Genomic DNA, 22539 nt, shown 5'->3' with positions numbered 1-22539 from the left:
GACTGTTCAGCCTTCTCCCGTCCATCGCCGCTCATTTCGCGAACGTACTGCGCAAGTGCCGCTTTACATGAACCACGTTTCATTTCTTAGTTGTTTGACCGGATTGTTTTTACTTAAGGCTGTTTCGTTTGATTGACTTACCCGTTTCTGATTCTCATGCACCAAAAGCCAACCCGCTGACGGTGTATCTGGCGCGACTGGCGCCCTCCAGCCAATTGACCATGCGCTACGTGTTGCAGGACGCCGCCGACCGCCTGGGCTTCGAAGATGTGAACATCGAGGAAATTCCCTGGCATGGGCTGCAGCCCGAGGATGTGATTGCGTTGGTCGCGACGTTGCGCGCCGACGGTTACGCGCCCAACACTTCGTCGCTGTACGTCAACGCAGTGCGCGGGGTGATGAACGAGGCATGGCGCATGAGCCTTATCAGCCAGGAGCATTTGCTGAAGATGCGCTCGGTCAAGGGCATTACCGGTACGCGTCTGTCCCAGGGACGCAATCTGCGACGCTCCCTGATCCGCGAATTGATGGACGTCTGCGCGGCCGACCCAAGGCCTCAGGGCCTGCGGGACGCGGCGGTCATCGCGATTCTGTACGGCTCGGGCATGCGCAAGTCGGAGTCGGTGAACCTGGAGCTGAGCCAGCTCGATTTCACCGAGCGCAGCCTGCGGGTCACGGCCAAGGGTAACAAACAGCTGATCAAATACGCCCCGGCCTGGGCGTTCGCCAAGCTCGAGGCCTGGCTGGAATTTCGCCGTTCACAGCTCAAGGAAGGGGAGGAGGACGATACGTTCCTGTTCAACCGCATTCGCCGTGGCAGCCACATCACCCGCGAGCGCATCACCAAGCATGCCATCTACTACATCGCCCGCCAGCGCGGGACGCAGGTGGGGGTAAAGATCATGCCCCATGACTTCCGTCGTTCGTTCATCACCCGGGTGATCGAGGAGCATGACCTGTCGATTGCGCAGAAGCTGGCGCATCACAGCAATATCCAGACGACGGCCAACTATGACGTTCGCGATGACAACGAACGGCGCAGGGCGGTGGATCGCTTCGATCTTTGAATGGCGAGATCCCCTGTAGGAGCGAGCTTGCTCGCGATGGAGGTCAACGATAACGCGGGCTGTCTGAATGTCCTCGGTGTCTGAACTTCCATCGCGAGCAAGCTCGCTCCTACAGGGGTGTTGCGTTTGGTTTATGCCTCGCTCAGGACATGAGCATGACCAATGGTCGAGACATGCACCGCGCTACCGGCCGGAGGCGCGTACATGCCGGAACTGCGTACCAGCAGTGATCGACCCGACTGCTCGCCGCTGGCCGAGGCTTGCAGTTCCACGGTCAGGGTGCAGGTGTTGCCGCTGAAATCCCGGTCGGTCACGACGGCGCGACAGCCAGTGACTTCCGCGGTATGGGGCATGATGCTGGCCAGTTGCAGTTGCTCGGGGCGCAGCATGATCTGCGCGGCACTGTTGTTGCGGTGGTTGTTGACCGGGATCCGGCCCAGGTCGCAATGGGCCCAGCCGGCTTCGATACGCGCCGGCATGACCACGGCATCACCGAGGAACAGCGCGGTCTGGACATCGCCGGGATAACGGTAGAGATCCAGCGGATGCCCCGACTGCACCAGGCGACCGTGACGCATCACCGCCAACTGGTCGGCGAAGGACAGCGCTTCGCTCTGGTCGTGGGTGACCAGGATGGTGGTCACCCCGGCTTCCGCCAGCAGGCGCGCCACCAGTTTGCGCATGTTGGCGCGCAGGCCGGTGTCGAGGGCCGAGAAGGGTTCGTCGAGCAGCATCAGTCGCGGTTGCTGGGCCAGGGCGCGGGCCAGGGCCACACGCTGCTGCTGCCCGCCGGACAGCTCATGGGGCCAGCGATGGGCCATGTTCGAATCCAGTGCAACGCTGTCCATCAGTTCGGCGATTCGCTGCTGCCGCTCGCTGCCCTTGGTCGCCAGGCCGAAGCCGATGTTGGCCGCCACCGTCATGTGCGGAAACAGCGCGCCGTCCTGTGGTACGTAGCCGATCAGACGCTGATGCGCCGGGACCTCGTGGGTGCTGTCGACCAGCGTCTGGCCGTTGAGCGACAGGCGCCCGGAGTCGGGGAATTCGAAGCCGGCGATCATCCGCAACAGGGTGGTCTTGCCCGACCCGGACGGGCCGACAATCACCGTGCGGCTGCCGGTCGGGACCGACAGACTGACGTTATCCAGGGCCTTTTGCGTGCCGTAGTGTTTGGAGAGTGAATGCAATTCCAGAGTGTTCATCGGCCAGCCGTTTTTTTGGATTGGTGATAAAGGATTCCGGTCAACGGAAGCGACAGCACAATCATCATCAGGGCATAGGGCGCAGCAGCGGCGTAATCGATTTCGCTGGTCATCGCCCAGAAACCGGTAGCCAGGGTGCGTGTGCCGTTGGGGGCGAGCAGCAGGGTGGCGGTCAGTTCATTGGTGATCGCCAGGAACACCAGCGCGGCGCCTGCCGCGGCTCCCGGTGCCGCCAGGCGCAGGGTGATCAGCCACAGCGCATGGGTCGGCGAGCGGCCGAGGCTGCGGGCCATGTTTTCCAGTTCCACCGGAGCCTGGGCGATGCCCGCCCGCAGGCTGACCAGCGCGCGGGGCAGGAACATCAGCAGGTACGCCAGCAGCACGGTGATCGTGGTCTGGTAGATCGGCCGGGCGAAATGGATGGTCGCGGTCACCAGCGCCAGCGCGACGACGATTCCCGGCAAGGCGCTGGTGATGTAGTTACAGCCTTCCAGCAGCCGTTGCAGCCGGCCCGGCGAGCGAATCGACAGCCAGGCAATCGGAATCGCCGCGCAGGTGGTCAGGGCCGCGCCAGCAACGCCAAACAGCAGGGTTTGTTCCAGCGCCGGCAGCAGCTCGGGTAAATCCCAGACCTCAAGGCCCCCGGCAATCAGCCATTTGCCCAGGGTGATCAAGGGCACGCCCAAGGCCAGGGCACAGGTGGCCAGTTGCAAGACCAGGGCGAGCAGTGTTATCGGCCGGTTCAGGCTGACCACGCGTTGTTCCCGGGCGCTGCCGGAGCCGACGCGGGCATAGCGCGCATGGCCACGGGCGGCGGATTCGATGGTCAGCATCACCAGGCAGAACAGCGCCAGCACGCCGGCCAGCAGGTTGGCGGCGGGGCCGTTGAAGGTGGATTTGAACTGATCGAAGATCGCCGTAGTGAAAGTGTCGAAGCGGATCATCGCGTACAGGCCGTACTCGGCCAGCAAATGCAGGCCCACCAGCAAGGCGCCACCGCAGATGGCCAGGCGCAGTTGCGGCAGCACCACACGGAAAAACACGGCCCAGGGCTTGAGGCCCATGGACTCGGCAACATCTTCGATGGCCGGGTCGAGTCGACGCAAAGTCGCGGCAACCGGCAGGTACAGGAACGGGAAGTAGGCGATGACCGAGACGAGGACCCCGGCAAACAGCCCGTGAATCGGCGGAACCAGGCTGACCCAGGCATAGCTGTGCACGAACGCCGGCACCGCCAGCGGCGCGGTCGCCAGCAGCGACCAGCCGCGGCGTCCGGGCAGGTTGGTGCGTTCGGTGAGCCACGCCAGCGTGACCCCCAGCGCAATGCACAACGGCACGGTGATGATCACCAGCAGCACGGTGTTGACCATCAGTTCGCCGACCCGTGGCCGGAAAACCAGCGGCACTACCTTGCTCCAGCCCGTATCCAGGTAGACGCCGATGACAAACGCGATGGGCAACAGCGCCAGCAACGAAACCAGCACCGACAGGCTGACCACCCACGCACCGCCACGGCTCGCGAAAATGCCGCGTGATCGTCGACGCAGGTTGGCGGGTGTCGCGTCCGCGACACGCGCCGGTAGGGATTCAGGCATCAATTTAGAGCAGTCCGGCCTGAGTCATCAGCTCCACGGCTTTTTTGCTGTCGAGTTTCGACGCATCGACGCTTGGCGCATCGAGCTGCTGCAAAGGCACCAGTTTCGGGTTGGATTGCGCGTCCTTGCCAACGGCGTATTCAAACGACTTGCCGTCCTTGAGCACGGCCTGGCCGTCCTTGCCGGTGATGTACTTGAGGAACGCCTGGGCTTGTTCCTGATGTTTGCTGGACGCCAGGACGCCGCCGCCGGAGATGCTGACAAACGCACCCGGATCCTTGTGTTTGAAGTAGTACAGGGCGGTGTTCTTGCTGTTCTCGCCGGTCTTGGACTGATCGACGAAGCTGTAATAGTGATAGATCACGCCGCTGTCGATCTGCCCAGCATTCACCGCCTTGAGCACGGAGCTGTTGCCGCGGTAGGCGCTGAAGTTGGTTTTCATCGCCTTGAGCCAGTCCAGGGTTGCGGCTTCGCCTTTCTGCTCGAGCATCGCGGCCACGATGGCCTGGAAGTCGGCGCCGCCTGGCGACGCGCCCCAGCGACCTTTCCAGGAAGGATCAGCGAGGTCCATGATCGATTTTGGCAGTTGCGCTTCAGTCAACTTGCTCGGGTTGTAGACGAATACCGTCGAACGTGCGGCGATCCCCACCCATTTGCCATGGGCCGGGCGATAGGCGGAATCGATTTGTTCCAGGGTGGCCTTGTCGATCGGTGCAAACAGGCCCGCGTTATCGACCAGGACCATGGAGGGCGAGTTTTCGGTGAGGAACACGTCCGCCGGCGAGGCGGCGCCTTCCTGCACGAGCTGGTTGCCCATCTCGGTGTCATCGCCATTGCGCAGGGTGACCGGAATACCGGTTTCCTGAGTGAAGCCCTCAACCCAGGCCTTGGTCAGGCCTTCGTGCTGTGCGTTGTACACCACAATGCCGACGCCATCGGCGGCATACACGTGGCTGGCGCTCACGAGGGCGGTGGCTATCAGGGCTTTTTTCAGGAAGGACGGGATTCGGGACATCATGCGGTGGCAGCTCCTGTTTTCTTGGTCTTGAGCAAGCAGATTCGACGGTGAAGACGCCGATTATTGTAGATCAATAGGAATCATTTGCATGTTTTGAGGCCGGCGAATTTAGAGATCCGAATGAGAAAAAAACGTCAAATAAACAGTTATTTCCTGTCATTTCAATGGTTATAAAAAAAACCGAGAGGCCCATCAGGCGTCTCGGTTTTTTTGGCGGGCAGGATCAGGGCCGGGTTTGCGGAAAAATCAGCACCTGCAGGTTGCCACGCTGATAACGCTTGCCGTCGATGGGCAGTGCTTCGACTTCCTGAATTTCATCAACACTGTTGACTCGCATCACCACGCCGACCGAGCCCTTTTTGCGGGCTTCTGTCATCCATTGCCCGACGTTTTCCAGCGTGACTATGCGTGGTGCCATGGCGGGATCGCCGAGGCCGTATTTCAGTTCGCCGATGACATTGTAGAGATCCACTTGCGGGCGCTTGGTCAGCCAGGACAAAGCCGAGGCGGCGCCCAGGTCGTTGCTGAGCAGCGATGTGGTCTGGTTCAGGCCGTCCAGATGTTCGGCGATGAAACGGTCGGGCATTTTGCTGTCGACGATCTGACTCGGCATGGCCGCCGGCAACAGCGCTACCAGCAGCCAGATACCCAGGGCCGGCATGGCCCACAATTCCAGCGGGCGCATGACTTGCAGGGCATTGGCAATGATCCAGCCGACCAGCACGATGAATGCCAGTGACAGGCTGAACATCTCGGTGTTTTCAAAGACCTCTTTCGTGGTTTGCAGATACAGCAGCGCAATCAGGGCAATGCTGGCAATGACAACGTTGAGCACCCCGTTGATACGAATCGCCCGGCTTTGCGCCTGATCCAGCAGTTGCGTCACTGCATGCCCCATCAACAACGCCAGTGGCAACAGGCACGGCATGATGTAGGTCGGCAACTTGCCGCTGCTCATGCTGAAAACCGCCAATGGCAACAATAGCCAGAGCAGCAGGAAACCAAACACAGGCTGGCGCTTGTTTTTCCAGGCCTGGATGAAGGTGGTGGGCAACAGCGCAGCCCAGGGCAGGCTGGAGGCGACCAGCATCGGCAGGTAGAACCACCATGGGCGCGCGTGTTGCGCGTTGTCGGCGGCGAACCGGCGCACGTGCTCGTTCCAGAAGAAAAACCGCCAGAAATCCGGTTCCTGATGGTGGATCGCCAGCGCCCATGGCAGGCAGACCACCGCCGCGACCACCACCGCCAGCGGGCCATAGCGCAGTAACTCCCCGGCGCGACGCTGCCAAACCATATAGGGCAGGGCGATCAGTGCCGGCAACAGCCAGGCGAGAAAACCCTTGGTCATGAAGCCCATGCCGCAGGCAACGCCCAATGACAGCCAGGCACCCAGCCGACCGCGAGTCGTGCGGCTGTCGATGGCAAACCAGAGCGAGACCAGGCTCAAGTTGACCCAGAAGGTGAATTGCGGATCGAGGTTGGCGTAGCCGGCCTGGCCGGCGATCAGCCCGAAACTCATGTAAAACAGCGCGCAGGCGAAGCTCTTGCGTGGATCGTTCCAGAACCGGCGGGCAATCAGATACGCCAGCCAGACACTGAGCCCGGTGCTGAGCGCCGAGGCGATACGCACTCCGAACAGGTTGTCACCGAACACGGCCTGGCCTATGGCGATCATCCAGTAACCGGCAATCGGTTTTTCGAAATAACGGATGCCCATGAAGTGCGGAGCGATCCAGTTACTGCCGAGCGTCATTTCCTGACTGATCTGGGCGTAGCGGGTTTCGTCGGGAATCCACAACCCATGACTCATCAGCGGTAACAGGTAGAACGCCACGAATGCTGCCATCAGGGCGACAAGGATCCAGCGCTCTGCAACTGACTTTTTGTGTGGGTGAGGGTTTAACGGGACCACATAATCAGGCAGGGGGGTGTTTGACGTCATGAGTCGGCCTTGGCTCAGAAGTAATGACTTGATAAGTGTCAGAACGTTATTTGTTAGATAACGGGCGCCAGTCTTCGGCATTCACAATGCCCAACACCTGAAGTTGGCCATTGTTATCAACATGAACAAACAGCGAACTGCCGTATTCACTTTTCGCCGCATGTTTGAAACCGCTCATGGCTTCTAAGTCGCCGATACAACTGCTATGGGTCACCAGCACCAGATTTCGATGGGCGCGCTTGTGCGCCACGATGTCGTTGCGCCAGGTGCTGTCGCAATCAACCAGCCACTGTTGCGTCTGGGCATCTTTACCAAACATGTAATGCGCGGTTTGAGTGGTGCGGGTGAGCGGGCTGCTCAGTACATCGGCCTGTGCCATCCCCAGGCGCGTCAGGCCTTGACCGACCACCTGTGCGGCGTCGCTGCCCACTTTGGTAATGCCGTCTTCCGGGCCCAGGCACGGATTGCTGGACTGGTCGCAACGCTCGGCGTGACGGACCAGTACCACCATCTCCCCGGCTTCCCATCCTTTGAGCATCTGCGCCCTGACCGAGGGCTGGGCGTTGATCAGGCTCACGGGGGAGCGCGGCCACAATACAAAGCCTGTCACCAGCGCAGTGACCAGCAGGGCGCCGAAAATTGCGATCAGCAACTTGAACAGTCGTGGCGCCTTGCCGGGGCCCGTTGAGGAGTTAAACAAGATTTTCACCTGCCGAAGCAAAGTTGCATTGGAAGTTTCAAGTGCAACTAAGTTGATTGCTGTAATGGCGGGGACATTAAAGTGGTGTGGATGCTGGCGGGGTGAAATAGATGTGAAAAAAGCGTGAGGGGCTTTTCGCAAGTTACTTAGTTGGTTATTGGTAACTTTTATCTTTTACTACCACTGCCCCCTGTAGGAGCGAGCCTGCTCGCGAAAAACGCCTCGGCAACGCGCTCCTTCAGGCAGAGCGCGTCATCGTTGACGTGCATCGCGAGCAAGCTCGCTCCTACAGGGGGATGCATTTCAATTGGTAGAAGCGAGCCACGCAGCGGCAGCGCGCTCCTTCAGTCTGGGCGCGTTATCGTTGACGTCCATCGCGAGCAGGCTCGCTCCTACAGGGAGGGGCAAACCGCCTGAGTGCTTGTGGCGGCCTTGCTGATCAGCGCGGCCAGCCGCTTGACGTTGTTCTGTTGCGCCGCCACCAGCTCATCGATCGATGGCCCGGAAGGCGTCTGCAACGTGCTGCGACAAGGCAGCAGCGCGGTATCGCCAGTGCGCAGGCGCCACTTCACGTCGATCAGCCCGTATTGACCGGGAATCGAATCGAAGCGCTGGACCTCCAGCCGCACCGAGATCTTGCGTTGCGGGTTGCTGTTGACCATCTGATCGAGCAGGGCGCTGCGCAATTCATCCACCAGGCTGGCCCCCCACCACTGGGTTTCGAGGATGGCCATGCCGGTATTACCCTGGCGCACGACAATTTGCGGGCGATCGACCTGTGGCGGAACCGTCAGGCTTTCGATCTGGATATCCGCCGTGGTCCTTGGATTGCCGCTCAACTGGGCTGGCGTCAGGGTATGGAACTGAATCGGATCGCTGCGGCATGCAGCCAGCAATGACAGCACAGCGATCAACGTAACCTTCAGCGGAAAAGCCATGGATGATGCTCCTGTGGTCATTTGCTTGGCGGCCCCTGCATATCGATTGGCGCGGCATTCTCAGGACGGCCGCGAATCAGCGATTCGGGATGCCGTCCCAGATAGTCCGCAAGGTCACGCAGAGAGCGCGAGGTGCGTCCGAGCTCGTCGAGGGTTTGCCCCAGTTTTTCCCGTTGCGGCGAATCGTCGGCCAGGGTCGAGTTCGCCGATTGCAGCGTGGTATTGGCCGATTGCAGGGTCTTGCTCACGTCCGTCAGGGTGCTTGATACGCTGGGCAGGGTCTTGCCGTTGAACTGGCCAAGGCCTTTACGCAGTTCGACAAGGGTGCTGTCCAGATTGGCGGCGACACGCTCGATCGGCAGCTGGTTGATCTTGTTGACCATGGCCTCGAGTTTTTCCTGCAACTGTTCGAGGCTGCCTGGAACCGTCGGGATCATCACCGGGCGGGCGTTTGCGTCGAAGGTCACTTTTTCCGCTTTCGGGTAGAAGTCCAGGGCGATGTACAGCTGTCCTGTAAGGAGGTTGCCGGTACGTGCCTGGGCGCGCAGGCCGTTTTCGATGAACGCGCCGATGATTCGGATGCCACCGGCCTCATCGTTAGGGTCATGCTTGAGTGCCTCAAGCATCTTGACGTGAGCCTGCCCCAGACGCTGCGGGTAAATCACAATGCCGACGTTGACCGGAAAACTGCGCTTTTTCGCATCGAAGTCAAGGTTGACCGACACCACCTTGCCGATTTCCACGCCGAGGAACTCCACCGGCGCATCGACCTTGAGCCCGCGCAGCGCCTGATCGAAACGCAAGGCCAGGAATTGCGGCTTGCCATTGGGCGGGGCGAGGGCGGTTTGCTGGTCTTCGAACAACTCGTAGGCATACTCTTCTGGCGCGGGTTTGTCGCCAGGGCTGTATTCGGGCGCGCGGAAGGCGATGCCACCGACCAATATCGACGACAGGGACTCGGTCTTGACCGAAAAACCGTTGGCGCCCACGTTGACATCGACACCGCTGGCATTCCAGAAACGAGTGTTTTCGGTGACGTAGGCATCATTGGGCGAATGGATGAACAGATCGATGTTCACCCCTTTGCCGTCACGGTCCAGGGCGTAGGCCACCACCTGACCCACGGGGATCTTGCGGTAGTAGACCGGGGAGCCGATATCGAGCGAGCCCAGGTCCTGGGTGTGCAAGGTGAAGCGCTTGCCCGGTTCGCCGTAGGTGATCGCCGGCGGGTTTTCCAGGCCCTTGAAGTTCTTCGCGCGGCCATTGGCCTGGCCGGCATCGGCGCCGATGTAGTCACCCGAGAGCAGGGTGTCGATGCCCGATACGCCGCCGGCACCGATACGTGGCCGCACGACCCAGAACTTGGAATCTTCGCGGGTAAAACTTTCGGCCTGCTTGGACAGTTTGATGGTGGCGTTGACACTTTTCTGGTCATCGCTCAGTTCCACGTCCTCGACGTGGCCGATCACCACGCTGCGGTATTTGACCTCGGTCTTGTTGGCAACCAGGCCATCGCCAGTCTTGAAGTTGATGGTGATGGTCGGCCCTTGCTGCATGATGTTGTGCACCACCAGCGAGATCCCCACCAGTACCGCGACGATCGGCACGATCCACACCAGCGACACGCTGAAACGGCGGGTCTTGACGGGCGCCTGGCCGGGGGCCTGTGGCCCGTCAGTGGCTTGTTGCTTCATCCGTGACCTCCTCGAAATGTGAACCCTTGCCGCTGGCATCCCAGATCAGGCGTGGGTCGAAACTCATGGCCGACAGCATGGTGAAGACCACCACCAGGCCAAAGAAAAGAATGCCCGCACGCGGCTCGATATCGGCCAGGGCCTGGAACTTCACCAGCGAGGCCACCAGGGCCACGACTATCACGTCGAGCATCGACCAATAGCCGATCACCTCGACGAAGCGGTACATCGTCGACCGCTCCTTCTGGGCCCACAGGCTGTTGCGTTGCACGGTGATCAGCAGCATGCCCAGGGCGACAAACTTGATGCCCGGCACCGCGATGCTGGCGATGAAAATGATCAGGGCGATATCCCAGGCACCGTGGACCCAGAAGTCCAGCACGCCACTCATGATCGTGCTGTCGGCGCCGCTGCCGACCATCCTGGTGTTCATCACCGGCAGCAGGTTGGCCGGTACGTAGAACACCAGGGAGGTGAGCAGGTAGGCCCAGGTCCGGGTCAGCGAGTTGGTCTTGCGCCGGTGCAGCGGGGCGCCACAGCGCTCGCATTCGTGGGGATCAAAGGTCATGTCACAGGCCAGGCCACAGGTGTGGCACAGGCACAGGTTGAGTTCGCCGGCTGTCGGAGGTGTGGTCATGGGAGGTCCCACAGATCACGGATATCGCGGCCGGCGATACGGATCATCATCAGGCTGAGGATGGCCAAAGCGATCAGGCCGATACCGGGCAGCACATCGAGAAAACCGGCGAGCTTGATCACCGCGACCATAGCCCCCAGCAGGCAGACCTCCAGCATGCTCCAGGGCCTGAGGGTTTCCAGCCAGCGCATGCAGAACTTGAAGGCCGGGGCGCGCCGGTGGCCCAGGGCGTAACCCAGGACCCAGATCAGCAGCACCAGCTGGATGATCGGCGCGATGATCATGGCGATCGCCGCGACCATGGCGATGAAGGTGATCGGTCCCAGGCTCAGGGCCAGCACCGAGTCCCACAGCGTCGCGCTGTTCTTCAGGCCTTGCAGGCTGATGCTCATGACCGGGTAGAAGTTTGCGAAAATCCACAGCATCAGGGCGGTGAGGGTCAGCGCCAGGCGCTGCTCCGCCGTCAGGCCGTTATAGCGCTGCAGCACACCGCCGCAGCGCGTGCACAAAGTTTTCTGATGTTTGGCGAGCGTGGCTTTCTCGTACACGCAGTCGCAGTGCTCGCAGATGATCAATTGGTCTGTCGTTGCCATGGGCCAGGCTCGATGAATGCTGAATTGATGAGCACCCCCTCAATATAGAAGTGACTCGGAATTGAGCAAATCGAAACACTGAACAAGCCATGGGTCTTCGCATGATGATGCTTTGATCGTTCCCACGCTCTGCGTGGGAATGCGGCCCGGGACGCTCCGCGTCCCTTTCCAGAGCTGGAACGCGGAGCGTCCCTTGAGGCGTTCCCACGCAGAGCGTGGGAACGATCCAATCGCGAGCAAGCTCGCTCCTACAGGGTTTGTGCCTTGGCTGGCTTCAGCCAAGCACTTCGCGCATGCGATACCAGAGCATACCGAGGGCCAGCAGTGGCGAGCGCAGGGCGCGGCCGCCGGGGAAGGTCATGTGCGGCACGGCGCTGAAAACGTCGAAACCCTGGCTGTGGCCGGCATGGATCGCTTCGCCGAGCAATTTGGCGCACCAGTGCGTCACGTTCAGGCCATGGCCGGAATAACCCTGGGCATAGAACACGTTGGGGTGCTGGCTCAGGCGCCCGACCTGGGGGAATCGATTGGCGGTGATGCCGATCTTGCCGCCCCACTGGTAGTCGATGCGCACATTCGCCAGCTGCGGGAAGACCTTGAGCATCTGCGGGCGCATGTACGCGGCGATGTCCCGTGGGTCGCGCCCGGAGTAATGGCAGGCACCGCCGAAGAGCAGGCGCCGGTCCGCCGAGAGCCGGTAGTAGTCGAGGCCGACTTTCTGGTCGCACAGCGCCAGGTTGCGCGGGATCAATTGCGCGGCCTGTTCCACAGTCAAGGGCTCGGTGGCGATGATGTAGCTGCCCGCCGGCAGCACCTTGCCGCTGAGTTTCGGTTCGAGCTCTTCCAGATGGGCATTGCAGCCCAGCACCAGACTGCCGGCACGCACCGTGCCACCGGCGCAACGCACTTGCACCGTGCTGCCATGGATCAGTTCCAGCACCGGGCTCTGCTCGTAGATTCGCACACCCAAGGATTGCGCAAGCTTGGCTTCGCCCAGAACCAGGTTCAGCGGGTGCAGGTGGCCGGAGCCCATGTCGATCAAGCCACCGGCATAGACGCCGGCGTTGACCACCTGCTCGCGGATCTGACCGGGCTCGACCAGGCGGGTTTCGTGGGCGTAACCGGATTCCTGCAGATGTGCCTGTTCAGCCCTGAGCCCGGCGAATTGTGCCGGGGTGTTGGCCAGTTCGCAAAAGCCCCAGCGCAGGTCGCAATCAATGCCGTGCTCCCGGATCCGGCGGCCCACCAGCTCCACCGATTCGACACCGGCACGCTCCATATAAGCCACGCCTTCGGCACCGACGTGCCGGGCAAAGCCGCTGACGTCATGGCCGATGCCGCGAATCAGTTGCCCGCCGTTGCGCCCGCTGGCGCCCCAGCCAATCCGCCGGGCTTCCAGCAAAATCACCGAGAGCCCGCGCTGGGCCAGTTCTATCGCGGTGTTGACGCCGGTAAAACCGCCGCCAATCACGCAGACATCCGCCACCAGGTCTTCGCCCAGCGTGGGGAAAGGCGCCAGGCCGTTGGCCGAGGCGGCGTAGTAAGAGTGCGTATGTTCCTGGGTGTACTGGTTCATTGGTTGGACTTCACTTTGCTCCAGGAACGGGTCATCAGGCGCATGATCGATTGCGGCGGCGTGGTCGAGATGTACAGCTTGTCGAGGACTTCCTGGGACGGGTACACCTCGGGGTTGTTGACCAGTTCAGCGTCCATGTACTGCTTGGCCGGCGGGTTCGGGTTGGCGTAGCCGACCGAGGCGCTGACCTTGGCGATCACTTGCGGGTCGAGCAGGTTATTGATGAACGCATGGGCTTCTTTCGGGTTGCCGGCATCGGCGGGAATGGCCAGCAGGTCGAACCACAGGTTGCTGCCTTCCTTGGGGATGGCGTAGGCGATGTTCACGTTGTTCTTGGCTTCCTTGGCGCGGTTGGCAGCCTGGAACACGTCGCCGGAGTAACCGAAGGCCACGCAGATATCGCCGTTGGCCAGGTCCGACACGTATTTGGAAGAGTGGAAGTAAGTGACGTAGGGACGGATGCTCAGCAGCTTGGCTTCGGCCTTCTTGAAGTCTTCGGGGTTTTCGCTGCGCGGGTTCATGCCCATGTAGTTGAGCACCGCCGGGAACACTTCGTCCGCCGAGTCCATCATCGATACGCCGCACTGGCTGAGCTTCTTGATGTTTTCCGGCTCGAACAGCACGGCCCAGGAATCGATGTGGTCAATCCCCAGCACTTGCTTGACCTTGTCGACGTTGTAACCGATGCCGTTGGTGCCCCACAGGTACGGCACGGAATGCTCGTTGCCCGGATCGTTCTTCTCCAGCAGGGCGAGCAGTTTCGGGTCGAGGTTCTTGAAGTTCGGCAGCTCGGCGCGGTCCAGCTTGAGGAAAGCGCCGGCCTTCACCTGCCGTGCCAGGAAGTGGTTGGACGGCACCACCACGTCATAGCCGGTGCGCCCGGCAAGCAACTTGCCTTCCAGGGTTTCGTTGGAATCGAAGACGTCGTAGATCACCTTGATCCCGGTTTTCGCCTGGAAGTCGGCGAGGGTGGTTTCGCCGATGTAGTCGGTCCAGTTGTAGACGCTGACCTGGGGCTGGGCCTGGGCAACGGCGCTGCACAAAACGGTGAGCGCGAGCGGGACCATGGATTTCAATAGACGCATATCGACACCTCTTGGAATTATTGGTTTTTTTCAGGTGATTCTTTGGTGTTCTGGCAGCCGTCATCGCGAGCAGGCTCGCTCCCACAGGGGAATGCATTTCAAACTGTGGGAGCGAGCCTGCTCGCGATGGGGCCCTTACAGGCCGCCGGGTTCTCAGACGCTCAGCAACAGGAACTCACGCTCCCACGAGCTGATCACGCGCTTGAAGTTCTCGTGTTCGGCGCGTTTCACCGCGACGTAGCCACGTACGAACTTGCTGCCCAGGTAGCGGCCGATGGCGTCACATTCTTCCATCTGGGTCAGGGCGTCTTCGATGGTGATCGGCAGGCGCAGGTTGCGGCGTTCATAGGCGCGACCCTCGACCGCGGCGCTCGGTTCGATGCCTTCGACCATGCCGATGTAGCCGCACAGCAGGCTGGCGGCGATGGCCAGGTACGGGTTGGCGTCGGCGCCCGGCAGGCGGTTTTCCACGCGCATCGCCTCGGGGCCGGAAGTCGGCACGCGCAGGCCGACGGTGCGGTTTTCTTCGCCCCATTCGACGTTCACCGGCGCCGACGTGTCCGGCAGGAAACGGCGGAACGAGTTGACGTTGGGGGCGAACATCGGCAGCACCTTGGGGATGTACTTCTGCAGGCCGCCGATGTGCTGGCGGAACAGGTCGCTCATCTTCCCGTCGGCATCGGCGAAGATCGGCTGGCCGGTAGCGATGTCCACCACGCTCTGGTGAATGTGCATGGCGCTGCCGGGCTCGTCGCCGATCGGCTTGGCCATGAAGGTCGCCGTCACGTTGTGCTTGAGCGCCGCTTCGCGCAGGGTGCGCTTGAACACGGTGATCTGGTCCGCCAGGTCCAGCGCGTCGCCGTGACGGAAGTTGATTTCCATCTGCGCCGGGCCGTCTTCGTGGATCAGCGTGTCGAGGTCCAGGCCTTGTAGCTCGCACCAGTCATAGACGTCTTCGAACAGCGGGTCGAACTCGTTGGCGGCATCGATGGAGAACGACTGACGACCACTTTCCGCGCGACCCGAACGGCCCAGCGGCGCCTTGAGCGGCAAGTCCGGGTCTTCGCAGCGCTGGGTCAGGTAAAACTCCATTTCCGGCGCAACGATCGGCTTCCAGCCCTTGTCGGTGTACAGCTGCAGCACTTTCTTCAGCACGTTGCGCGGCGACAGTTCGATCGGGTTGCCGAACTTGTCGAAGGTGTCGTGAATCACGATGGCGGTCGGCTCGATGGCCCATGGAACCACGTACACCGCGTCGGAAACCGGCTTGCAGACCATGTCGATGTCGGCCGGGTCCAGCAGGTCGTAGTAGATGTCGTCGTCGACAAAGTCCCCGGTTACCGTTTGCAAAAGCACACTTTCCGGCAGGCGCATGCCTCGCTCATGCAGGAACTTGTTGGTGGGTGCGATTTTGCCGCGTGCAATGCCGGTCAGGTCGCTGACGACGCACTCGACTTCGGTAATCTTGTGATCTTTCAGCCAAGTGAACAGCTGATCGAAAGGGGCATTCATAAAGACCTCGTTATTGGTTTTATTAACGCGGGGGAAGGTCGATTCATCTGTCAGGCGCTTCCCCTGTGGCGCGTTGACGACTATCTTGGGCGAGCCTTCGAGTTCCATCTATCCACTTTAAGCAGGACAAAGCGCACCAAAAGAGTGCGTAAGGCCACCCATGACCACCCTCACGAACGTGTGCAATTCACTCCAGGTGCAAGCCTTCAACACCGCCGATGTCGCCGAGCAAATCCGCGCCACACCGGGCTGGGTCCAGCATTACCAGCAGATGTCCCCCGGGCATTTCGCCGGGCAGGTGCGCTATCTGGATTTGCAGGGCGTGGAGATTTACGAAGAGTCGATGAACACCCGGGTCGAGCAGAATTTCAGCGCGCCACCGGGCTCGCTGGCGTTCTGTTTTGATCGCAGCGACAACGCGCTGTACGTGTTGAATGGCGAAAGCCGCAACATCTGGATCACCCCGGAGAACTATCAGGAAATCGCCGTGGTGTTCGGCCCGGAGTTTGTCCAGCGTCACGCGCTGGATATCGCCCGCCTCGAAGGGTTGTTCCTCGCGCCGCTCAATTCCCAACAGAACAGCCTGTTCAGTCGCTGGCTCAGCGGCACCCTGACGCGCTTGTCGCAAACCATCGACCCGCCTAGTAGAGAGGCGCTGACCGAGCAGTTGCTGGAGGACTGTCTGTTCATCCTCGACAACGCCTGTGTCTGTCTCGACCAGGGCGCATTGCAGCGCCGGGCGGGGGAGCGGGCGATCATGAAGCGGGTGGGGGAATGGGCGGCGGATACCCCGGAAGAACATTTGAATCTGCTGGAGCTGTCCCAGGTCGCCGGGGTCTCATTGCGGCAGTTGCAACACGCCTTCAAGGCCTACACCGGCATGGCGCCGAGCCAATGGCTGCGCCTGCGCCGCCTCAACAGTGCGCGGCGTGAACTGCTCAGCCGAACGCCCACGCAAACCACCGTCGCCGAAGTGGCGATGCACTGGTCGTTCTGGCATCTGGGGCGGTTTTCCAGCAGCTACCGCGCGCTGTTCAAGGAATTGCCCAGCGACACTCTCAAGCGTGCGAGTGTCACTGCGCCTGGGCGCGGGCGGCGTTAGAAGGTCGGTGGGGTGATCACCCAGATCACCACCGCGTCCACATCGCCGGGGTTGCCGTAGCGGTGCGGTTCCTGGCTGGAGAAGCTGAAGCTGTCGCCTTCGTTGAGCTGGAAATAACGCTCGCCCACCCATAGCTCGAATTGGCCGGACAACAGGTAACCGGCTTCTTCGCCTTCGTGGCTGTAACTTTGCTGGCTGTAGGTGCCCGGCGGGAAGCGCGAGTGGAGCATCTCCAGTTGGCGGTTGGGCGGCGGGGTCAGCAACTGATCGACGATGCCATCCTCGTAATGCACGCTCAGGCGACTGTTCTTGCGCACCACCACGCCATCGTCTTCGGGGTTGGTGTTGGCTTCGCTGGCGAAGAACCACTGGATCGTCACCCCCAGGCTGCGGGCAATGTTGAACAGCGCCGGGATCGACGGGTAGGCGAGGTTGCGTTCCAGCTGGCTGATGTAGCCGGCGGTGAGTTCGCTCTGTTGCGCCAGTTCCGCCAGGGTCATGCCCCGGCGTTTGCGCAGGCCGCGAATGCGGGTGCCGAGAAAGTGCTGTTCGGCGGCGCCGGTGGCCGGTTGTGTCGTGCTGTTGTTGCTCATGGTCGATTCCGAACCGGGGAGGGGCTGTACCGCACCCTGTAGGAGCGAGCCTGCTCGCGATGGTCGCCAACGATGACGCGTGCATTCTGGTTCAACGCGGCGTTTTTGAGTCCATCGCGAGCAGGCTCGCTCCTACAGGGGCGGTGTTAGCCGTCAAAGCCCCGGAGTATAAACAGCCTCAAAGCTCCCACGCGACCTTCAGCCCTTCATAAATCGCTTCTTCGGCCGTGCGCGGCGCCAGGCAGTCGCCGATGCGGCGGTATTCCACCAGTCCTTTCAATTCATCGCCCAGGGTATCCACTGGCTGATGGCCCTGGCACAGCACCAGCGTGTCGATATTTTCCATCAGCATCGCTTCGCCACTGGCGGTGTGCTGCAGGTAGACGGTGTTGTCATCGCAGCCGTACAGCCGCGCGTAAGGGGTGATCGGGATGCCCAGTTTGTGCAGCTCGCCAGCCAGTTGATCGCGCACGTACAGCGGCAGGTTTTCCCCGCAATGGGTGCCGTTGACGGCCAGTTGCACCTGATGCCCGGCACGGGTCAGGCGCTCGGCGATACCGGGGCCGATCCAGTCGCAGCGCCAGTCCACCACCACCACCGAACGGCCGATCTTCACCTCATCACGCAGGACTTGCCAGGCATCCACTACCTGCAATTCACCGCCGCGTTCGAAGTGCGGCCAGTAGGGTTCGGCACCGGTCGCGACGATCACCATGTCGGGTTTTTCCTGCTCCACCAGGGCCCGGTCGACCCGGGTGTTACGTACCACGCGCACCCCGGCCAGTTCCATTTCCCGTTGCAGGTTGGTACTGGCGCCGCCGAACTCGCTGCGCCGTGGCAGTAACTGCGCGAGCAGGACCTGGCCACCGAGTTGCGAGCTGGCTTCGTACAGCGTTACATCATGCCCGCGTTGCGCCGCCACGGCAGCGGCTTTCATGCCGGCCGGGCCACCGCCGGCAATCATGATGCGCTTGCGGGTTTTTGCCGCCTGACGCTGACCGAAAGTCAGCTCGCGCCCGGTTTCCGGGGCCTGGATGCAGGAAATCGGCAGCCCTTTGTGGAAGTGACCGATACAGGCCTGGTTGCAGGCGATGCACGCGCGCACGTCTTCGACATGGCCGGTGTCGGTCTTGTTGGGCATTTGCGGGTCGCAGATCAGCGCACGGGTCATGCCGCAGACGTCGGCCTGGCCACGGGCGATGATCAGTTCGGCTTCCTGGGGCTGGTTGATGCGCCCGGTGACGAACAGGGGAATGTCCAGGCTGGCCTTGAAGGTGCCGGCTTCCTTGGCCAGGTACGCCGCTTCGATGGCCATCGGCGGCACGATGTGCACCGCGCCGCCCAGGGACGCCGAGGTGCCGGCAACGATGTGCACGTAATCCAGTTGCCCTTGCAGCGATTGCACGGCGGCCAGGGATTCGTCTTCGGTCAGGCCTTCGGGGTCGCGCTCGTCGGCGGAAATCCGCAGGCCGACGATGAAGTCCTCGTCGGTGCTGGCGCGAATCGCCGCAATCACTTCCCGCAGGAAACGCAGGCGTTGGTCCAGTTCACCGTTGTAGCCATCGGTGCGGCGGTTGACCCGCGGATTGATGAATTGCGCTGGCAGGTAGCCGTGGCTGGCCACCACTTCCACGCCGTCGATCCCGGCCTGATGCAGGCGCCTGGCAGCTGCGGCATAGCCGGCGACAATCTCGTCGATCATCCCTTGATCCAGCGCCCGTGGCATCACCCGGAAGCGCTCGTTGGGCACCGCCGAGGCGGAGTAGGCCACGGCCAGCAAGCCATCGCTGGACTCCATGATTTCCCGCCCCGGATGGAACACCTGGGACAGCACCACGGTGCCGTGGGCATGGCAGGTGTCGGCGATTTTCCGGTAGCCCTCGATGCAGGCGTCGTCGGTGGCCATCAGCACGTGGGAGGTGTAGCGCGCGCTGTCATGCACGCCGGCCACTTGCAGCACGATCAGCCCCGCACCGCCTTCGGCACGCGCCCGGTGATAGGCGATCAACTGTTCGTTGACCAGGTTGTCGGTGGGCATCGAGGTGTCGTGCCCGCTGGACATGATGCGGTTTTTCAGGCGCTTGCCACGGATCTGCAAGGGTTCGAACAGGTGCGCGAAGGCAGGGGTCGACATGTACGGCTACTCCAGCGGGCTGGCCTTTGTGGGAGCGAGCCTGCTCGCGATGGAAGTCCGGGCACCGCGGGGAATCAGGCGGCCCGCGTTTTCGTTAACGTCCATCGCGAGCAGGCTCGCTACTACAGAGGTATCAGGTTTTCGGTTGTTATTATTGTTCTATAGAAATTTACCGGCAGTAAAAAATCAACTTGTTTTTTTACTGTGGCTTGCAGTAGTTTCATTCCGAGCCCGCTCCCGGGCCTAACCTCACAACAATAAAAAGGGCCATTCCGGTGTCAGTCCGGACGGCACCCGCAAGAGGAACCTTTGATGAAATCGCGAACGCTCAAGCACGGTTTTTATCCCTTGGTGTTGTCCATGGCCTTGGGCCTGGGCAACGCTCAGGCAGGATCGGACATGGTGGTGGTCGGATACGGCGGGGCCGGGCAGAAAGCCCTCGACGCGGCGTTCTTCCAGCCTTTTGCCACGCTGGATCAAAGCAAGGTCATGCAGGCCGAATACAACGGCGAGATGGCGAAGATCAAAGTGATGGTCGACACCGGCAACGTCGATTGGGACGTGGTGCAGATCGAAGGCCCGGACCTGATGCGCGGTTGCGAAGAGGGCATGTACGAGCGCCTTGACTGGACGCGACTGGGGCGTGCCGACCAGTTGATCCCCGAAGCGGCACAGGAATGTGGATCGGCGGCAATGGTCTGGAGCGTGGCGATTGCCTACGACACCGACAAACTGGCGCAAGCCCCGACTTCGTGGGCCGATTTCTGGGACGTGAAGAAAACCCCCGGCAAGCGCGGGCTGCGCAAGCGTGCGGTGTACAACCTGGAATTCGCCTTGCTTGCCGACGGGGTGAAAACCGAAGACGTCTACAAGGTACTCGCCACTCCGCAAGGCGTAGACCGCGCGTTCGCCAAACTGACCGAACTCAAGCCCAACATCCAGTGGTGGGAAGCCGGCGCGCAGCCCCCTCAATGGCTGATGTCGGGCGACGTGGTAATGACCTCGACCTACAGCGGGCGCATCGCCGACGCCGCGCAAAAAGGCAGCCACCTTGGCCTGGTCTGGCCTGGCAGCCTGTACGGCATGGATTACTGGGCGATCATCAAGGGCTCCAAACATGTTGATCAGGCCAAGCGCTTTATCGCGTTTACCAATCAGCCGGATAACCAAGTCAACTATGTGAACCTGATCCCTTACGGGCCGACCAACACCCTGGCTGCCGCGCAGCTGGACGACAAACTGGCCAAGTGGGTGCCGACCGCACCGCAGAACCTCAAGGGTGCGCTGTCGATGAACGTCGGCTTCTGGGTCGATCATGGCGAGGAGCTTGAGGAACGCTTCAACGCCTGGGCCAGCAAGTAAACGACGGCGGCTGGACGTCGGTGCACGTCCAGCCGTAATGTCTGCCAGCCGATCTGCCTGGAGAACCATAACAATGAATGACCTGACTGCCGCGCCTGTGCGCAGCACCATTGAACAGCGCCTGCGCGAAGAACTGGCCGCCTGTTATCGCCTGATTGCGCATTTCCGCATGACGGATTTGATCTTCACCCATATTTCGGTGCGTTTGCCGGGGCCGGAGCATCATTTTCTGATCAACCCTTATGGGCTGATGTTCGATGAAATCACCGCGTCGAATCTCGTCAAAATCGACTTGAATGGCCGGGCTGTTGAGCCGTCGCCATACCCGGTCAACCCGGCAGGCTTCGTGATCCACAGCGCGATTCACGGGGCCCGGGAGGATGCGCAATGCGTATTGCACACTCACACCAAGGCCGGTTGTGCCGTGGCCGCGTTGAAGTGCGGGTTGCTGCCGGTGAACCAGATTTCCATGGAGTTCTACGGCAAGGTCGCTTACCACGACTATGAAGGCGTGGCGCTGGACATGAGCGAGCAGCGGCGGCTGGTGGCGGACATGGGCGACAAGCCGGTGTTGATGTTGCGCAACCATGGTTTGCTGACCGTGGGCGAGACGGTGAGCCAGGCATTCCTGCGTATGTATTACCTGGAAAAGGCCTGTGAAATTCAGCTGGCTGCGCAGGCTGCCGGGGAGCTGGTATTGCCACCGGCTGAGGTGTGCGAGCACACCGAGCGCCAGTTCAACGACCCGGGGCGGCCGCTGGAGGAGGGTGAGCTGACCGACCCGGATGCCATGCAACTGGCGTGGGCGGCGTTGTTGCGGATGCTGGATCGGGTGGCGCCGGGGTATCGGGATTGAGCGGGATTCTCGGTTGAATGGGCTGGCCTCATCGCGAGCAGGCTCGCTCCTACAGGGGATCTTCAGTGGGCGCTGAATTTGTTTACGACACCGATCAATTGTAGGAGCGAGCCTGCTCGCGATGCGGTGCGTCAGCCAATGAAGATGTTGAAGCTGCCGCCTCATCGCAAGCAGACTCGCTCCTGCATGGGCTCTTGCTGTACAGTCGTTCAGCTCGCCAAAAAAAAGCGAGCCCCATGACTGAATCCAGGAGCATGTCGCCATGAATCAGGAAGCCCGTTTTTCCCGCATGGAACCGGAGTTGCGCAAGGCCAATCTGATCGAGGCGACGCTGGTGTGCCTCAAGCGTCACGGCTTCCAGGGCGCTTCGATCCGCAAGATTTCCGCCGAGGCCGGTGTGTCGGTGGGGCTGATCAGCCATCACTATTCCGGCAAGGACGAACTGGTGGCCGAGGCCTACATGTCGATCACCAGCCGGGTCATGACCCTGCTGCGCGATGCCATGGAGCAGGCGGCGCCCAATGCCCGCGAGCGGCTGTCGGCGTTTTTCCGTGGTTCGTTCTCCGCCGAACTGCTCGATCCGCAGCTGATCGACGCCTGGCTGGCGTTCTGGGGCGCGGTGAAGACCGCCGAGGCCATCAACAAGGCCCACGACCATTCCTATGGCGAGTACCGCGCGATCCTGTGCAAGGCGTTGACCGAGTTGGCGCAGGAAGAAGGCTGGGAAAATTTCGACGCCGACCTCGCCGCGATCAGCCTCAGTGCCTTGCTCGATGGCCTGTGGTTGGAGTCCGGCCTGAACCCGGGCACCTTTACCCCGGAACAGGGCATCCAGATTTGCGAGGCCTGGGTCGACGGTTTGCAGGCTGGCGGTCGCCAGCGCTTTTGTGTGACGAAGGCCGTGTAGCGACGAACGGCGACACGGTAGGCAGC

At 61.5% G+C, this 22539-nt stretch carries 19 protein-coding genes; 5 read left to right on the top strand and 14 right to left on the bottom strand.

What is annotated here, in order from left to right; all coding sequences use genetic code 11:
* Positions 1–128: 128 nt before the first annotated feature.
* The gene (locus tag ABTV29_RS16740) at positions 129–1067 is read left to right on the top strand and encodes a site-specific integrase (RefSeq protein WP_433765580.1); all 939 of its coding nucleotides are present in this window, start codon (positions 129–131) and stop codon (positions 1065–1067) included.
* A gap of 131 nt (positions 1068–1198) precedes the next feature.
* On the opposite strand, the gene ABTV29_RS16735 is transcribed toward ABTV29_RS16740, so the two are convergent.
* The 12 genes from ABTV29_RS16735 to ABTV29_RS16680 form a co-directional block, all read right to left on the bottom strand.
* On the bottom strand, positions 1199–2269 hold the full coding sequence (locus ABTV29_RS16735; RefSeq protein WP_433765578.1) for an ABC transporter ATP-binding protein: 1071 nt from the start codon (positions 2267–2269) through the stop codon (positions 1199–1201).
* The gene (locus ABTV29_RS16730; protein WP_433765576.1) at positions 2266–3864 is read right to left on the bottom strand and encodes an ABC transporter permease; all 1599 of its coding nucleotides are present in this window, start codon (positions 3862–3864) and stop codon (positions 2266–2268) included. Before ABTV29_RS16730 ends, ABTV29_RS16735 begins: the two co-directional genes overlap by 4 nt.
* Before the next feature lie 4 nt (positions 3865–3868).
* Positions 3869–4882, bottom strand: a complete 1014-nt coding sequence (locus tag ABTV29_RS16725; protein ID WP_433765574.1) for an iron ABC transporter substrate-binding protein — start codon at positions 4880–4882, stop codon at positions 3869–3871.
* Between the two features lie 223 nt (positions 4883–5105).
* Positions 5106–6824: a lipid IV(A) 4-amino-4-deoxy-L-arabinosyltransferase gene (gene arnT, locus ABTV29_RS16720; RefSeq protein ID WP_433765572.1), complete on the bottom strand. Its 1719-nt coding sequence runs from the start codon at positions 6822–6824 to the stop codon at positions 5106–5108.
* A 46-nt stretch (positions 6825–6870) separates the two neighbouring features.
* On the bottom strand, positions 6871–7524 hold the full coding sequence (locus ABTV29_RS16715) for a histidine phosphatase family protein (protein WP_433765570.1): 654 nt from the start codon (positions 7522–7524) through the stop codon (positions 6871–6873).
* A gap of 392 nt (positions 7525–7916) precedes the next feature.
* Entirely contained in the window at positions 7917–8462 is a 546-nt protein-coding gene (locus tag ABTV29_RS16710; RefSeq protein WP_433765568.1) for a PqiC family protein, read from the bottom strand.
* Between the two features lie 17 nt (positions 8463–8479).
* Positions 8480–10156, bottom strand: coding sequence for an intermembrane transport protein PqiB (locus ABTV29_RS16705; RefSeq protein WP_433765567.1), 1677 nt, complete (start codon positions 10154–10156; stop codon positions 8480–8482).
* A complete protein-coding gene (locus ABTV29_RS16700) occupies positions 10137–10793 on the bottom strand; it encodes a paraquat-inducible protein A (RefSeq protein ID WP_433765565.1) in 657 nt (218 codons plus the stop codon). Before ABTV29_RS16700 ends, ABTV29_RS16705 begins: the two co-directional genes overlap by 20 nt.
* Positions 10790–11386: a paraquat-inducible protein A gene (locus ABTV29_RS16695; protein WP_433765563.1), complete on the bottom strand. Its 597-nt coding sequence runs from the start codon at positions 11384–11386 to the stop codon at positions 10790–10792. The genes ABTV29_RS16700 and ABTV29_RS16695 overlap by 4 nt, the downstream gene beginning before the upstream one ends.
* Positions 11387–11660: 274 nt before the next feature.
* Positions 11661–12962, bottom strand: a complete 1302-nt coding sequence (locus ABTV29_RS16690) for an NAD(P)/FAD-dependent oxidoreductase (RefSeq protein WP_433765561.1) — start codon at positions 12960–12962, stop codon at positions 11661–11663.
* A complete protein-coding gene (locus tag ABTV29_RS16685; RefSeq protein ID WP_433765559.1) occupies positions 12959–14047 on the bottom strand; it encodes a polyamine ABC transporter substrate-binding protein in 1089 nt (362 codons plus the stop codon). Before ABTV29_RS16685 ends, ABTV29_RS16690 begins: the two co-directional genes overlap by 4 nt.
* A 153-nt stretch (positions 14048–14200) precedes the next feature.
* Positions 14201–15559, bottom strand: a complete 1359-nt coding sequence (locus ABTV29_RS16680) for a glutamine synthetase family protein (protein WP_433765557.1) — start codon at positions 15557–15559, stop codon at positions 14201–14203.
* Positions 15560–15719: 160 nt separating this feature from the next.
* On the opposite strand from ABTV29_RS16680, the gene ABTV29_RS16675 reads away from it, so the two are divergent.
* Complete coding sequence (locus ABTV29_RS16675) at positions 15720–16661, top strand: helix-turn-helix domain-containing protein (RefSeq protein WP_433765555.1); 942 nt, start codon at positions 15720–15722, stop codon at positions 16659–16661.
* Here the strand turns inward: ABTV29_RS16675 and ABTV29_RS16670 are convergent.
* Complete coding sequence (locus tag ABTV29_RS16670) at positions 16658–17254, bottom strand: cupin domain-containing protein (RefSeq protein ID WP_433765553.1); 597 nt, start codon at positions 17252–17254, stop codon at positions 16658–16660. The genes ABTV29_RS16675 and ABTV29_RS16670 overlap by 4 nt on opposite strands.
* Before the next feature lie 178 nt (positions 17255–17432).
* A complete protein-coding gene (locus ABTV29_RS16665; protein ID WP_433765551.1) occupies positions 17433–19388 on the bottom strand; it encodes an FAD-dependent oxidoreductase in 1956 nt (651 codons plus the stop codon).
* A gap of 312 nt (positions 19389–19700) precedes the next feature.
* On the opposite strand from ABTV29_RS16665, the gene ABTV29_RS16660 reads away from it, so the two are divergent.
* The 3 genes from ABTV29_RS16660 to ABTV29_RS16650 all read left to right on the top strand — a co-directional run bounded on the left by ABTV29_RS16660 (position 19701) and on the right by ABTV29_RS16650 (position 22513).
* Entirely contained in the window at positions 19701–20750 is a 1050-nt protein-coding gene (locus ABTV29_RS16660) for an ABC transporter substrate-binding protein (RefSeq protein ID WP_433765549.1), read from the top strand.
* A gap of 73 nt (positions 20751–20823) precedes the next feature.
* A complete protein-coding gene (locus ABTV29_RS16655; RefSeq protein ID WP_433765547.1) occupies positions 20824–21606 on the top strand; it encodes a class II aldolase/adducin family protein in 783 nt (260 codons plus the stop codon).
* A gap of 262 nt (positions 21607–21868) precedes the next feature.
* A complete protein-coding gene (locus ABTV29_RS16650; protein ID WP_433765545.1) occupies positions 21869–22513 on the top strand; it encodes a TetR family transcriptional regulator C-terminal domain-containing protein in 645 nt (214 codons plus the stop codon).
* Positions 22514–22539: the final 26 nt, after the last annotated feature.

This window comes from Pseudomonas putida (genome assembly GCF_050989985.1).
GTDB classification, from domain to species: Bacteria; Pseudomonadota; Gammaproteobacteria; order Pseudomonadales; family Pseudomonadaceae; genus Aquipseudomonas; species Aquipseudomonas putida_AI.
The sequence above is the reverse complement of the archived record's forward strand: the minus strand, read 5'-3'. Positions and strand labels throughout refer to the sequence as shown.

What these genes read in the sequence shown, in the direction of transcription:
- ABTV29_RS16735 (WP_433765578.1), bottom strand. Translation starts at nt 2,269, where the DNA reads ATGAACACTCTGGAATTGCATTCACTCTCCAAACACTACGGCACGCAA.
- ABTV29_RS16730 (WP_433765576.1), bottom strand. Translation starts at nt 3,864, where the DNA reads ATGCCTGAATCCCTACCGGCGCGTGTCGCGGACGCGACACCCGCCAAC.
- ABTV29_RS16725 (WP_433765574.1), bottom strand. Translation starts at nt 4,882, where the DNA reads ATGATGTCCCGAATCCCGTCCTTCCTGAAAAAAGCCCTGATAGCCACC.
- arnT (WP_433765572.1), bottom strand. Translation starts at nt 6,824, where the DNA reads ATGACGTCAAACACCCCCCTGCCTGATTATGTGGTCCCGTTAAACCCT.
- ABTV29_RS16710 (WP_433765568.1), bottom strand. Translation starts at nt 8,462, where the DNA reads ATGGCTTTTCCGCTGAAGGTTACGTTGATCGCTGTGCTGTCATTGCTG.
- ABTV29_RS16705 (WP_433765567.1), bottom strand. Translation starts at nt 10,156, where the DNA reads ATGAAGCAACAAGCCACTGACGGGCCACAGGCCCCCGGCCAGGCGCCC.
- ABTV29_RS16700 (WP_433765565.1), bottom strand. Translation starts at nt 10,793, where the DNA reads ATGACCACACCTCCGACAGCCGGCGAACTCAACCTGTGCCTGTGCCAC.
- ABTV29_RS16695 (WP_433765563.1), bottom strand. Translation starts at nt 11,386, where the DNA reads ATGGCAACGACAGACCAATTGATCATCTGCGAGCACTGCGACTGCGTG.
- ABTV29_RS16690 (WP_433765561.1), bottom strand. Translation starts at nt 12,962, where the DNA reads ATGAACCAGTACACCCAGGAACATACGCACTCTTACTACGCCGCCTCG.
- ABTV29_RS16685 (WP_433765559.1), bottom strand. Translation starts at nt 14,047, where the DNA reads ATGCGTCTATTGAAATCCATGGTCCCGCTCGCGCTCACCGTTTTGTGC.
- ABTV29_RS16680 (WP_433765557.1), bottom strand. Translation starts at nt 15,559, where the DNA reads ATGAATGCCCCTTTCGATCAGCTGTTCACTTGGCTGAAAGATCACAAG.
- ABTV29_RS16675 (WP_433765555.1), top strand. Translation starts at nt 15,720, where the DNA reads ATGACCACCCTCACGAACGTGTGCAATTCACTCCAGGTGCAAGCCTTC.
- ABTV29_RS16670 (WP_433765553.1), bottom strand. Translation starts at nt 17,254, where the DNA reads ATGAGCAACAACAGCACGACACAACCGGCCACCGGCGCCGCCGAACAG.
- ABTV29_RS16665 (WP_433765551.1), bottom strand. Translation starts at nt 19,388, where the DNA reads ATGTCGACCCCTGCCTTCGCGCACCTGTTCGAACCCTTGCAGATCCGT.
- ABTV29_RS16660 (WP_433765549.1), top strand. Translation starts at nt 19,701, where the DNA reads ATGAAATCGCGAACGCTCAAGCACGGTTTTTATCCCTTGGTGTTGTCC.
- ABTV29_RS16655 (WP_433765547.1), top strand. Translation starts at nt 20,824, where the DNA reads ATGAATGACCTGACTGCCGCGCCTGTGCGCAGCACCATTGAACAGCGC.
- ABTV29_RS16650 (WP_433765545.1), top strand. Translation starts at nt 21,869, where the DNA reads ATGAATCAGGAAGCCCGTTTTTCCCGCATGGAACCGGAGTTGCGCAAG.